This window comes from Faecalibacterium gallinarum (assembly GCF_022180365.1).
Taxonomy (GTDB): Bacteria; Bacillota; Clostridia; order Oscillospirales; family Ruminococcaceae; genus Faecalibacterium; species Faecalibacterium gallinarum.
This window is the reverse complement of sequence record NZ_BQKV01000038.1, coordinates 1-13,376: the sequence shown is the minus strand read 5'-3', so window position 1 is coordinate 13,376 and position 13,376 is coordinate 1. Positions and strand designations below refer to the sequence as shown.

Here is a 13,376-nt window from a genome sequence, read left to right as displayed (position 1 = left end):
CCTGTTATCCCACCACCAATTTGTTCGTCTTTTTCAAAAACTTTGCCGGGATCGGCCGATCCAGTTTCCAGGTAATATTCATGGGCCGGCTCCCCTCATGTTTTACATAGTTTGCAGTTCCCAAGAAGGTATACGCCTCTGCTCCACCGCTGATCCGATCCGTTTTGAACTCTCGGACAAACAACAACACTTTGCTCCCGCGTTCCCGGTGGTGAATATACCGTTGCCCTGTAGGAGAATCTGCCGCTGTAGTGCTCTGACTCTGCCAATGGAACAGGCTCTCATTGATGGAGTAGTCCTTGTACATGGTGGTTGGCGAATAGTCCTTATCAGCTTTATTCAGCGTCACAAAGAACACATCCAGCTGCTTTTCCGGCAGCCACTTCACCCCTTCACGCACGGTTGCCGGTTTCATGAAATCCATTGCTACCAGCAACTGATCCCGGGTATAGGTACAATGAAGATCCAGTGGGCAGTCAAACCCCAGCTCCACCGGCTCGTCTATAAAATCAATCTGCTCATACCGATAGCGGAGTAGGCTCAAAAGCTCCCCCAGCAGAACAGAGCTATCCGAAAGAGCATACAGATTGTCCAGCACTTCATCTGCCGCCCAGTCCTCTGCAGCCTTGCTCCAAACTGTCACATAGAACATTTGGAGCATCCGCCGCTCCCGTTCGCTCAGCGCCGCAAAATCCACATCATCCAAACGCGGGAGAAGGTCCAGCAAAAAGCGAATCCACCGCCGGGAGTCAATGACAGCCAACCGTGCAAAAGCTTTTGTGAGCAGATCCTCCATCGGTTCGCTGAAATCCTCAATAACGTCTGCACGAGCACAAAGTCGGGAGAAAGAAGAGAATTTATAAATCGCTCTAGGGTCCAGGTGGTAATAGTCCAGAAAGTTTGCCAAGGTCAGCTCCAGACCGCTATCTTCGGTGAAGCTAGCCACCCGGGAAACAAGTCCTGCGGTGTTGCCATAGGAGGCTCGAATGTTGTCCAAAATATATCGGGCGGCCTTCTTTTCCAACTGGATATAGCACCCCTTCGGAGCAGAGATAAAGCCATCCTTGATCTCACGGGTCACACTGCGACTCGTGTTCGAGAGCAGCGCTGCAAACTTATCCTCAAAACGATACCGCTTGTTGGCCTGGCCGATGAAATCCAGCACTGTCAGGCAGTCTTTCCCCTCCGCAAGGCGCAACCCACGGCCCAGCTGCTGGAGGAAGATAGTCAAAGACTCGGTGGGCCGCAAAAACAGGACCGTGTTGACCTCTGGAATATCCACGCCCTCATTGTAGATATCCACCACGAAAATAAACCGAATCTCACCGCTTACCAGCTTGCCCTTAGCGGTGTTTCTTTCCTCATCAGTGGATTTACCAGTCAGAAAAATGGACGGAATTCCGCGCTGGTTAAAATAGCGGCACATGAACTCAGCGTGCTCAATAGACACACAAAAGCCCAGTCCCTTGACCTCGTCGATATCAGTCACATACCGGAGCAGGGAGTTCACTATCAAATCAGCGCGTCGATTGGCCACGGTGTCACTAAGGGTATAGAGATTGGAAAGCTCTCCTTTGTCGTAGCCGCCAGCGCTCCACTTCAACGTACTCAGATCCACCGTATCAGTCACGCCAAAATATTGGAAGGGACACAACAACTTGCGGTCGATGGCCTCCGGCAGACGTATCTCTGCCGCTATGCGATGATGAAAGTAGGGCAGAATGCTTTTCTTGTCCATACGCTCCGGGGTGGCAGTCAAGCCCAGCAGAATTTTTGGGTTGTAATAGGACAACAACTTCTGATAGGTGGGCGCCGCTGCGTGATGAAACTCGTCCACTACAATATAGTCATAAAAATTCGAGGCAGTCTTTGACGTAAAATCTTGGGAATTAAACGTCTGAATGGAAACAAACAAATGGTCAATGCTCTCTGGCCTATAATTGCCCACGAACAGCTCACCGAAGTTTGCATCCTTCAACACCGCTCGAAAGGTATACAGACTCTGTCGCAGAATTTCTTCTCGGTGAGCAACGAAGAGCAGCCGATGGGGCTTTCCGAGATTCTGCTTGCGAAACCGTTTATAATCCAGCGCCGAAATCACCGTCTTGCCCGTACCGGTGGCAGCTACCACCAGGTTGTGGGTATATCCTCGGATGGTTCGCTCCGCCTCCAGCTTATCCAAAATTTCCTGCTGGTAGGAGTATGGCGTGATATCCATGGTATAGATTGCGGCGTTGTTGGAATCAATGTACTTCTCCGTTTTCAGTGCCCGAGCCAGCCGTTCCTTTTGACCCTCTGAGTAGTATTCAAACTCGCTTGCGTTCCAGTAGCTCTCGAACGTAGCAGCAATCTTGTCGATGGTCTCTGGCAGATCTCTGCGGGTGACCTTTACATTCCATTCCAAACCACTGGAGATGGCTGTGTTGGACAGATTGGAGGAGCCCACATAGGCAGTGGTAAAACCCGTGTTTCGGTAAAAGACGTAGGTCTTTGCGTGAAGTCGTGTGCGCTTGGTATCATAGCTGACCTTAATCCGGGTATTCGGCAGAGCACGCAGTTCCTCAATGGCTTTTAGATCCGTAGCTCCCATATAGGAAGTGGTGATGATCCGCAACTCGCCGCCATTTTGGGTAAACTCTCGCAGTTCCTCCATCAAAAGCCGAAGGCCGCTCCATTTGATAAAGGAGACCAGCATATCAATGCGATCAGCAGAAACGATCTCCTTTTTCAGTTCTGTGTACATCTGAGGTTCCTTGATGGCGCCCGTAAACAGACTACTCCGGGCAATGGATGTCTCCGGCCGGCTCAAGCTTGCGGCCGTTTTCCCTGCTGCCAGCCGAGGGTCTTGCTGCCTTAAAAGCGCAAGAAGCTGCTCTGCCCGCTGGTCAACATGCAGCGCAGCAAAGTCAGCTTCTTGCGTGGTATTTTGAATCAAGGTTACGATCTGGTTGGCAAGCCCGATCTGCGCAGAAATATCTCCCCCGTTGTCCAGCAGATTCTCCATTCCTTTCTGTACCACATCTGCTAGATATTGTGCTAACACTTTCGAAGCCTCAGCCCTATCAATGGGTGCAATGGACTTGCAGGCCTCGGGAATTTCCGAAAGCTCGCTGTTTAAAGCTTGATTGATGATCTGTTCGTAAAGGCCGGGCGATAGCATATCTTTCACACTTTCCATGGAATTCTTATAGAAGTATCGTATCTTCAGTATAATTAAAATTCCATAATATGGCAAGAAGTTTTCTTAAGTTAGCATAGAACCATGCACTACATAACATCCAGCGTAACATATCGTGATCTCAAACTTTTAGAATTGAATTCTATGTGAGAGGCGACAAATCAAATGATGCGTCTTCTCATTGAACAAAAAATCACCTAACTCTTTTCTGAATCAGGTGATTTTGAAGATTCCATGATGCATAAAAAGCGTTCTCTGAACGCGCAGCCGCAGAATACTTTCTGCGCATACCGGGGTTTGGGGGAGCCCCAACGAGCGGTTCGTGGCAATGGATAGCACGAACATTGCTTGCTACAATTGGATAAGCTCTTGGTTTTTCATTCGATTTTAAAAAATAAAATCAATTTTTAGAATCAACATCATTGTTGCAAGCAGGGCATTTGTATATACAAATACAAAAAGCTTGTTGAGGCCGTGCCCCAAACCCCGTGAACTGTGGGTAGTGTCAATAGTTTTTCGCAAATTGGTTTGCAATCTCTGGAAATAAATGAGGTCAGCTAGCAATAGAGGCGTCCTCCAAGGCAGCCTGCAAGTGCTTCATATTCATGTACTTTTTTGCCCTATTGGGTACTGGCCACATGGCGCAGTCTGGCGCACACCAGCATAAGGGCAGAGTGTCCATCCGGGAAACTCCCTACCACACGGGTTCGGCGGCAAATCTCCCGGTTCAGCCTCTCAATAACATTGTTGGTACAAATACGAGTCCAATGTTCTGGTTGAAAATCACTGTAAGTCAGCGTTTTCTCAATGCTGTCCTCAGCCTTTTTGGCGGCCTCTTTCAACTTTATGGATCGCAGTTCCTCTACCACGGCTTTAGCCTTCTCCCGGGCGGCCTTCTTGCTTTCTTGGGCGTGGATCGCTTTGAGCATTTTGGTTACCAGCTTCACCTTAGAGCGAGGCGTCACAGAGAACACATTCCGGTAAAAGTGAACTGTACATCTCTGGTATTTGGCTTCCGGGAACACTTCTCTTACAGCCTCCAGCATACCCATGCACTTATCCCCGACAACTAGCTTGCCCCCGTTTAACCTACGGTTGTGAATCCACTGAAAGAAACTGACCCAGCTGACCTTGTCCTTTTTCATGCCCTCGGCGGCACCCAAAACCTCACGATCTCCGTCCTCATTGACCGCAATTGCTACTAGAATGGCTACATTTTCAAACTCCCCGCCCCAATTGCGGCGCAGGTAGATCCCGTCTACATAAACATACGGATACCGCCCACCTTGCAGAGGACGGTTGCACCAATCCTCGATGTAGACTTTCTTGTTCAGTTCCACTGATGGTAAAGAGAAACCTTGCTGCCCCACAGCACTTCTGTAATGCCCTCTACACGTCGGACAGATACATCTTAATGAGCGCCTCTTCCACACTGCTCTCCCGACGGCGATAGCGCTCAATAATAGCAGTCTCAAAAGAGATTCCCTTAAGATTGGGTACCTTGAGGGTGACATTCCCGGAAGTAGTAGTGAGATTGCGGTTGTAGTAGCCGCCACGGTAGCCCCGGCGCTGTTCGCTACGCTTATACCGGGCCGCCTGGCTCAGTTTTTCTGCCTCGGCCTCCAGCAGCTCGTTGAGTGTTTCTTCTATGCTTCCGCGCGCCAGCTCCTCGAGCTGACCCTTGATTACTTCCTCGTTTAACTGTACAATCTTCTCGGCCATGGTTTGCTGTCTCCTTTCAGAATTGTGTGTCGCAACTTCATTCTACTAGAGATCTGCAAACCATGTCTCTTTTTATTTCATTTTTATTTTTGCGAAACTTATTACATCTTATCTCGAAAACTTCAGCCACCCTTCACTTTTAGGTTTTTATCTTTTCTATATCTCTATCCCAAATTTTATGTAAGTGTCTTTTTCTCGATTTTTTGTTAATGCTCTGAAAGGCTTTTGTATTTCCAATCAACGTGTGGTAAACTTTTCTCATCCATATGGATGAACCTCCTTTTGCTTGTAGTGCGGTTAGCGTTACCCGTTTCTATTTTAGCAAAAGGAAGTTTTTTTCACCGTATCAACGCTCGTGCCACACTCGTCCACAAGCATAGCTTGTGGTTGTTTATTGAATAAAAACGGATGGTCTAATGAAACCATCCGTTTTTAAACACATTCTATTTGTCCGGCTTGATAGTTTGCTTAACCAGTTCGGCTTTTTGTTTCTCAATGAGATTTGAGTAGACTGCATAAGCAACATTTTGAAAATAATCGATATACAAACTCTGGTCACTTGCAGGCAAGGGGGCCAAACGTTCTATACCGTCATCTTCAAGCCGGTATGTTTTTACAATATTGATTTTCAAGTCGGTTTGCTTAAAATTCACATCGATTACTATTGTTATCGGGAGTGTCTTGTGCGAGAATTTATAGCTCATGCTTGAAAAAATAAATCCTTGAGCCATACATTCCTTTACAAAATCATTATTTCTTAACCCGTCACCTTTTAAAATTGCACTACTAATTCCCGAAAGGCGTCCGCTGGGTTCAGAATCATCAATTTCGCCTGATGTAGTCTCGTCATTTTCATCATCAATGCTTTTTTCATCTTTGTTTACAGTAACATTAATAATGTCTGTTAGTTTCCATTCTTTGTGAGTGTACGCGCCAAAATCATCAAAGAAATCTACCTTGTGTGCCTTTAAAAGACTTGCTAAAGTTATTCTTTTAAGACCAAATACAGCCTGTTCACTATTTTCTTGAATCATTTCATCCAGAAGTGTGACAAACTGTTTTGATTCCGACATTCCTTCGTGCCGTATGCTAACTTTAAACTTCTGCGAATCATCTTCTAACGGGGAAATGGTAACATCTAAAGTCACTTTTCGCGTTTCAGCAATTTTAATACGGCCTCTTTGGGGTTTTTTATATATATACTGCAATGTTACGCTGGTTTGATTTCTTGTAATGTTTTTTAATGTATACTTAGTATTCGAACTACGACCTTTATTGACAAATTCATCTGCTATACTCGTCAGAAAATCTTCTTTGGACTGTTCGCTTTTAGGAGAGATTATGACAACAGTAGACTTCAAGTTGTTTTGCTCAAAATTCATAACTTCTTGCATCTGAGTCATAGTTGCAGAGCCAAAAAAATGATGGTGTATCAAGTCAGAAAGAGCCTCTGAATTAGTACATACGGGAAGGATACCTTTTTGCCGTAAAACATATTTGACACTTTGAGCGTTAATTAGTTTATCGTCTATTAATTTTTTAAGGTCATCCCCCTTAACAAAGGATTGAACTGCCATTATTCTTGCCTCCCTTATGACTCATAATAGATTCTTGATAAACGACGATTGTCCATCAGATAATATTTAAAAGTATTTTTTTCTGCGAACATTTTTGAAAAAGATTCTTTAATGTGATCTATGTCTTTTTCTGTTTCAGGATAAAAATAGAAATGAACTTCTTGATAACGATCACTTCTCGATTCTAATTGTAATTCATTAATCATATCCTGCAAATACTTTAAAGAATCATCTGTAACGTGCTCAAAACAAAACAAGGCCTTTATATCAACCTTTGTTGTAACGCCTTGGTTGGTTGCACTTTTAATATAGGATGCCAAGATGTAGTCGGAAAATAAATATGTTGGCGTGACTACAGGTGAACGATCCCAGGTAGAACCACCAATGGATGGATATATAATGCCAAAGCTATTTTCAATACTGTTTTGCTTAATTTTCGCAATTTCAGCATTAAAAGAATACCATTTTTCAAGCCTACTATTATCTGCAAGATAAATCATTAGAGGATGGCGACGTCTTGGAACCTTAATTTGGGAAATGCTTTTTAACGCACGTTTTATCTCGTATATGCCATCACTTGAATTATATAACAAAATCCCACCGATTAAAGTATATCCTTCTAAATATGTAGTTAAGGCAGGAGATGTTGAAGCACACTCAATAGTATTACACAATTCCTCAACCCATAATGACAAATTACTCGGAATAAAGTTAGACCATTCGCGATGTTTGCATTCTATAATAAAGGCCTCTTGGCGTTTAGTAAAAGGATTATAATACCCTGCCAATATATCTACACCATGCGTTTTTTTGTCAGAAGATTTTGCGTTTTTATGTGCAGCTCGTATGCAGTCAATTTGAACATCTTGAGCTAAAATTTTCCATTCCAAATGCTCAAAAATAGAATTTCCATAGCGCTCTAATTTTTTCCCAATTCTTTGACTAAGTTCGCCCATCAATGTTCACCTCCATTCAGCAAAATTTGATGGAGAAATAATATTTCTCCATCGTCCATCGAGGAACGAGACTTATAAACGGTAACTCGCCCCTTTGCAGTAATTCGGAGTTTAATTGAGCTATTATTACAGTAAAGAATAATAGTCATGCTTGAAATTTTATCATTATATTTCTGTAGGATAGAAAAAGCATCTCCATACGATGAGAGATCCACAGTAAAGTTGCCAACAATATCCTCCGTAAAGAGAAAATCTTGAAAGCACACTTTAGAGACTTTTAACTTATAACCTTTCAATTTTTCTAATAGAGTGTCAATCGTAACTTCGATACTATTAATGGAAATAGGCGCCAACAAATTCGAGAGCTCAAATACCAATTTGTTTGCTGAAGTTTTGTTTCCCCAAATTTCCAAAAAACCATCCGTAATGCTGAAAGAAATAACATTTGCTTTAGGAACAATACGATATTCAAAAACTCTCTGCTCAGGGTTATAATAAGATTCTTGAGCATTTTGGACAATGACATATTCGCCCAGTAGTTCATTGGCGCTAATCATTTCCAAATTAAAATAGGTATTTTCATCTTCCGGATAGCTTTTCAAACATGAATATATTGATTCTATATTGATTTCTTCTGGTGAACTCAATTCATATATAAAAATACTGCTGGAAGCCATCGAGTTACCTCCTTTAAAAATGTTGTCAGAATCTATAATTAATATAATTATACAACTATATAGAAAAGTTATCAATGTCACAGCAGGCAAAAGTTATCATCAAAATAAAAAAGAAGATTGACAGGACAAACCTGTGAACCGATTCATATTATGCAGGCAGTACAAAAAAAGAGGTCTACAAGGGGTAGAAGAAGAATAATCAAAGACTGGAGCTGCTCGTGATGATAGTCGTCAATCAGGTCGTTGGCCTGCTGAAATGTTTTGAGTTTTTGGCAGTAGATGCACTCGGTTTTCAGAATACCGAAGAAATTTTCTGTCATTGCATTGTCATAGCAGTTTTCCAGTCTTGACGTGGACGGCGTAATGCCTTATTCTTTCGTCAGGTTAAAGTACGCTTGGGAAGTATACTGAAACCCATGGTCGCTGTGGAGGTGCACCTCCACAGCGACTTTCTCTTTCTTCATAGCAAGGCGAATAGTATCCAGCACCAGATTCACTGTTTTCTGGGCACAGTCTTGTAGGCCACACTACTGTTGTTGTACAAATCCCGGATCATAGGACTCCTTGCTCTGTATGGATATAATCCATGATTTTGAGTTGTTCTATCGCCTCCTGCTGCACCAGCAGCCCCGCCGAGAAGCCGACCTTGAAGTGGCACTCGCTCTCCTCGCACTGGGCGATGGAGGACTGATCTAGGAGCGTTTCCACCAGGTCGTAGTCTTCCTTTGTCAGCCTCTGGGCCAACTGATCCATAATCTTCTCGCAGGCTCTCAGTGCATTTCGGTACTTTTCGGACTTTGGTACAACCGTTTCGCTGGGATAAAAGTCTCCGTTATAAATCGCTTCCAGAATCATTGTTCTGCCCTCCTTCAACAGTAGATCATCTCGGTCTGGATGATCTCCTCCGCCCGGCTGCGGATGGAATTCATCCCCTGCACCCAGCGCATCGGGTCGTTTGCTTTCAGCTCCTCGGTGATGCCCTCGGCCTCTGCCATCTGCCGGATGATGAGGTGGCACCGTTCAGTCGCCTGCTCATTCAGGTCAGCCAGCACTGTATAAAGCTTCCCGGACAAAAGCAGTGACTGATACAGGATCGGTCTGTGATGTTTCAGATACGTTTTATGGAGCCGCCCCCAGCGGCCAATGGGGCGGTTTTCTTCCGGCAGTTCCAGAACCGGAAGATAATAGTCTCCTTCCAGCTGATACCGGATGCCGTGTTCCTGAATGGTCTGTCTCAGTTCTTCCATAGTCTGCTCCTTTCTGCTTTGCTGCTGCCTTCTTTCAGCCTCATTATAGCAGGGCCGCTGTGCGGAAAGGAAGGATGTCAAAGCTGTAATTTTCAGCGTTCCTGGCTGCGCTGGCGCTTCCTGTGCCACTGCTCCAGGAGCTTTACAATGGTTTCCTCCATCTGGCGCGGGGTGTAGGACTTCGGAAAGTATTTCCGGATGGCTTCGTTTTTCAGGGTCAGCCGGTCCAGCTGGGCGTTCTTCATGACATCCAAAATGGCGTCATAGCTGCAATCGCCCGCCCTGCTCAGTCTCTTGATACGCTGAGCCTGGGACAGGGACGGCGGGTGCTTGCTGTCCTCCATGGCCTGCAAAAAATCCCGCTGTTCGTCAGCTGTCAGGTAAGACAGTTCCACAGCGGGATTGAAGGATATTTTCTTTTGATCTACCAGCTCCAGAAGTTCGGGAATTAGGTGGGTGAGGCGGATATAGCGTTGGACCTGATTGCGGCTTTCGCCTGCTTCCTGAGCCACTTTTTCATCTGAGCGCAACTTCGTCCCAACTTGGCTCAAAGTTAAATCTGTCCTGGCTCCCTGGTGTTTGAGGACTTCCATCTTCATCTTGTAGGCAAAGGCCCGCTCACTGGGACGGATGGTTTCCCGCTGCAAATTGCTTTCCACCATCTGCAGAATGGCCTGGTCATCGTCCAGCTGGCGGACGATCACCGGCAGGGCTTTCATGCCGGCCAGCCGGGCTGCGTGCTGTCGCCGGTGGCCTGAGATGATCTCATAGCCGCCCTCCGCCCGGGGCCGGACAATCAGCGGATTCAATACGCCGAACCGGGCCATACTCTCCACCGTTTTCAGCATAGCCTCATCGTCCAGCACCTTGAAAGGGTGATCTTTGAATGGGTGGAGTTCTGCCACAGGAACCTGCTGAATTTGTTCTCCCTGTGCAGCAGTCTCCGGCTTCTTTTTCAACATAGGGCACCACCTCGTATAATAAGATTTGCAGGTAATTTTTAAGTGTATTTGCTTCATTCACTCCATATAATCAGCAGGCTTAGAGATGCCCGTGATACAATAGCTGTAGGACGGCAGGGACAAGTTCTCCATCACCTTGTTGGACTGAAAAGTCACTTCAAAAGGAGTTAGTTCCCCTGAGCCGGAAGTTAGCTGCAAACTCATTGGCTGTTTGCTGGATGCAAGGCTGCCCTTTTAGCAGTAAGGGATATCGCATTAGCCTTCTCCGGAATGATTCTGATACGCGAGGTTGCAGATGCTCCGGTTATCATGGGTATCTCAAAGCCTGCTGGCCTTAAATCTCCATACAGGGAGGTGAAAATTGTGAATCCATTATTTGTTGGCATTGATGTGAGCAGCAGAAACAATGTAGTCTATCTGATGAATCCTGACGGCAGCAAGTATTCCAGTTTTTCCGTACAGAATAACTTAGGTGGTGCCAAGCTATTGTCAGAGAAAATCGTGTCAGCACTCAGCTCCATGCAGCTCAGTGATGTGGTGATTGGTCTGGAGGCCACCTCCATTTACGGGGACAGCCTGGTTTATGCCCTCCGGGAGGATGGCAGTCTTGGCCGGTTCCAGCGGAAGATTCATATTCTTAATCCGAAGCAGGTTAAAAAATTCAAAGAGGCCTATCCAGATCTACCTAAAAACGACTGGGTGGACGCCTTTGTAATTGCCGACCATCTCCGTTTTGGCAGGATCGCCAAGGAGGTCTATCTAGATGATTATCGTTACCATGCACTTAAAACCCTTACCAGAGCCAGATTTGACGTGATTCAAAACCTGACCCGAGAGAAGCAGCGGTTTGCAAACTATTTATTCTTAAAATGTTCCGGTATGGCTCAAGACAAGGATATCCCAAATACCAGTGCCACCACCATTGCACTCATGGAACACTTTGAAAGCGTGGATGAACTGGCAAATACAGACTTGAACGAACTGACTGCTTTTATTTCCGAAACAGGACATGGCAGATTTGCTGACCCAGCAGCTACTGCCAAGGCAGTTCGCGCTGCGGCCAGCGGCTCTTACCGGTTGCCCAAAACGGTGAACGACACCGTAAACCAGGCTATGGCGATATCTATTGCCTCCATGCGGGCTTTGGAAAAACAGGTCAAAGTTTTGGATAAGGCTATTGATCAGCAGTTTGAGATCATCCCAAATACCTTGACATCTATCCCTGGCATTGGCAGGATCTACTCTGCCGGTATCATTGCTGAGCTTGGTGATATACACCGCTTTGATTCTCAAGCTTCTGTCGCCAAGTTTGCTGGCCTTGTCTGGCATAAGAACCAGTCCGGTGACTTTGAGGCCGAGCATTCTCGGATGATTAAATCTGGCAACCGTTATCTCCGCTACTACCTGCTGGAAGCCGCCAACTCTGTGAGAAGATGCGACTCCGAGTTCCGACGTTATTACGACCTTAAATTTAAAGAGGTCAACAAGTACCAGCATAAACGCGCACTCGCTTTCACTGCCAGAAAACTTGTTCGGTTGATCTTTCGACTGCTGAAGGACAATCGCTTGTATATCCCGCCAGAGGGCTGAGCGTATCGCTCGCCGCTTTGCTGCGCAGGCCCTGTTTTAAAATTTTTCAGGGGCAGGACTTAGGTTTGTGTCGCCTTTTTGCAACCTACATCGTGCTTCCTGCTCTATTTTTCTCATTTTTTCTTGCATTATCTACTTGACTTCACACCATTGGACTCCTGTGAAAAACAAGGCTCTGCGCATCTGCCCAGAGTCGTGAAATTGGTTTGTTCCGGCCTCCCCCGCCCGGAAAGGAAAGGATCAGTCTCGTTCTACTCTGTATGGTTCTATCATTCTTATTAGGGTGTAGATTCTACACTTCTGGAAGTGTAAAACCTACACCGCCGGAAGTGAACTTCTGACACTTCCAGAATCGTCATGCCAAGGCATCCATGAAGCTCTTCACATAGATCAGGCTGGGCCGGCCCTGACCCTGCCGCCTGCGCTCGATGAGGTCGGCCTTCTCGTCCAGCTCCCGCAGCAGGCCCACCGCCTTTTTGTTGCTGCATCCCAGATGCTCCATAATGGCCTCTACCGTGAAAATGATATACACCCTCCCTTCTTCATCCTTCCACCCGTTCTTCACTGAGAGCCCCATCCGGTCCAGCAGAAGACCGTAGAGGACCTTAGCCTCCACTGAGATCCCCCGAAACCGACTATCTGTAAACAGCGCCTTGGGGAAGCGGTAGAAAGAAAAGATGTTTGCCTGCTCGCCGTAAAAGAAATCACCCATACGCGTACCTCCTGGCTTTCGCCGTCTTTCTGTTATGGACAAAATAAAAAAGCGTCTGCGGGTTTTGGAACACGCAAACGCTTACCAGGACAAATACAAAACGGAGGCAGCTTTCACTGCCTCCGTCTAATATTCTCATTCAAATCTTAATAAACTTAAAATAAAAAACAAATCCGAACGCATCTTCAAAAAGAAGTACGTTCGGATTTGCGTTGTATGGTGCACCTCCAGGGACTCGAACCCTGGGCCCACTGATTAAGAGTCAGTTGCTCTACCAACTGAGCTAGAGGTGCATATGGTGACCCGTACCGGAATCGAACCGATGTTAAAGGCGTGAGAGGCCTCTGTCTTAACCGCTTGACCAACGGGCCATATAAAACATCAGGATACGGTTTCAATATCCTGATGTGAGAGAAGCCGGCGACTACCTATTTTCACAAGCCGTTTCCAGCTAACTATCGTCGGCACCAGTGAGCTTAACTTCTGTGTTCGGAATGGGAACAGGTGGGTCCTCACCGTCATCGACACCGGCCATATTTACTGAGCTACCTCAGCGCTTCTCTCTAGAAGGACGTGCCTTCAAAACTGAATAATAAACTGCTCTAGCAAACAGAGTATCAAGTGAATTGTGGTCAAGCCCTCGATCTATTAGTACACGCTTGCTGAATGGATCACTCCACTTACACATTGTGCCTATCAACCTTGTAGTCTTCAAGGGATCTTACCTGATTTTTCAGTGGGATATCTTATCTTTG

General features: G+C 45.9%; 10 protein-coding genes, 2 tRNA genes, 2 rRNA genes and 1 pseudogene. 1 reads left to right on the top strand and 14 read right to left on the bottom strand.

Annotated features, from left to right (window positions below):
- Positions 1 to 4 precede the first annotated feature (4 nt).
- From JCM17207_RS06600 to JCM17207_RS06560, 9 genes and pseudogenes are all read right to left on the bottom strand, one after another.
- Complete coding sequence (locus JCM17207_RS06600; RefSeq protein ID WP_238316848.1) at positions 5 to 3,160, bottom strand: DUF3427 domain-containing protein; 3,156 nt, start codon at positions 3,158 to 3,160, stop codon at positions 5 to 7.
- Positions 3,161 to 3,731: 571 nt separating this feature from the next.
- Positions 3,732 to 4,900: pseudogene (locus JCM17207_RS06595) on the bottom strand (IS256 family transposase).
- A 443-nt stretch (positions 4,901 to 5,343) separates the two neighbouring features.
- Positions 5,344 to 6,477 (bottom strand): hypothetical protein, encoded by a 1,134-nt coding sequence (locus JCM17207_RS06590; protein ID WP_238316826.1) that lies wholly within the window; start codon positions 6,475 to 6,477, stop codon positions 5,344 to 5,346.
- 14 nt (positions 6,478 to 6,491) lie between these two features.
- Entirely contained in the window at positions 6,492 to 7,433 is a 942-nt protein-coding gene (locus tag JCM17207_RS06585; protein WP_238316825.1) for a PD-(D/E)XK nuclease domain-containing protein, read from the bottom strand.
- Positions 7,433 to 8,110 carry a hypothetical protein gene (locus JCM17207_RS06580; protein ID WP_238316824.1) on the bottom strand — a complete coding sequence of 226 codons (678 nt, stop codon included), beginning with the start codon at positions 8,108 to 8,110 and terminating at the stop codon, positions 7,433 to 7,435. The genes JCM17207_RS06585 and JCM17207_RS06580 overlap by 1 nt, the downstream gene beginning before the upstream one ends.
- 143 nt (positions 8,111 to 8,253) lie before the next feature.
- Complete coding sequence (locus JCM17207_RS06575) at positions 8,254 to 8,430, bottom strand: IS3 family transposase (protein ID WP_238316823.1); 177 nt, start codon at positions 8,428 to 8,430, stop codon at positions 8,254 to 8,256.
- A 232-nt stretch (positions 8,431 to 8,662) separates the two neighbouring features.
- The gene (locus tag JCM17207_RS06570) at positions 8,663 to 8,965 is read right to left on the bottom strand and encodes a DUF6809 family protein (protein ID WP_238316822.1); all 303 of its coding nucleotides are present in this window, start codon (positions 8,963 to 8,965) and stop codon (positions 8,663 to 8,665) included.
- Between the two features lie 14 nt (positions 8,966 to 8,979).
- The gene (locus tag JCM17207_RS06565) at positions 8,980 to 9,357 is read right to left on the bottom strand and encodes a TnpV protein (RefSeq protein ID WP_238316821.1); all 378 of its coding nucleotides are present in this window, start codon (positions 9,355 to 9,357) and stop codon (positions 8,980 to 8,982) included.
- Between the two features lie 92 nt (positions 9,358 to 9,449).
- Positions 9,450 to 10,319: a ParB/RepB/Spo0J family partition protein gene (locus JCM17207_RS06560; RefSeq protein ID WP_238316820.1), complete on the bottom strand. Its 870-nt coding sequence runs from the start codon at positions 10,317 to 10,319 to the stop codon at positions 9,450 to 9,452.
- Between the two features lie 270 nt (positions 10,320 to 10,589).
- On the opposite strand from JCM17207_RS06560, the gene JCM17207_RS06555 reads away from it, so the two are divergent.
- Positions 10,590 to 11,909, top strand: a complete 1,320-nt coding sequence (locus tag JCM17207_RS06555) for an IS110 family RNA-guided transposase (protein ID WP_238316819.1) — start codon at positions 10,590 to 10,592, stop codon at positions 11,907 to 11,909.
- A 355-nt stretch (positions 11,910 to 12,264) separates the two neighbouring features.
- On the opposite strand, the gene JCM17207_RS06550 is transcribed toward JCM17207_RS06555, so the two are convergent.
- The 5 genes from JCM17207_RS06550 to JCM17207_RS06530 form a co-directional block, all read right to left on the bottom strand.
- Positions 12,265 to 12,621, bottom strand: a complete 357-nt coding sequence (locus JCM17207_RS06550; RefSeq protein ID WP_238316818.1) for a replication initiator protein A — start codon at positions 12,619 to 12,621, stop codon at positions 12,265 to 12,267.
- 217 nt (positions 12,622 to 12,838) lie between these two features.
- A tRNA-Lys gene (locus JCM17207_RS06545) sits at positions 12,839 to 12,914 on the bottom strand.
- A gap of 3 nt (positions 12,915 to 12,917) precedes the next feature.
- A tRNA-Glu gene (locus tag JCM17207_RS06540) sits at positions 12,918 to 12,992 on the bottom strand.
- Positions 12,993 to 13,036: 44 nt separating this feature from the next.
- Positions 13,037 to 13,153: ribosomal RNA gene (gene rrf / locus JCM17207_RS06535) — 5S ribosomal RNA — on the bottom strand.
- Positions 13,154 to 13,249: 96 nt separating this feature from the next.
- Positions 13,250 to 13,376, bottom strand: a 23S ribosomal RNA gene (locus tag JCM17207_RS06530); the annotation flags it as partial.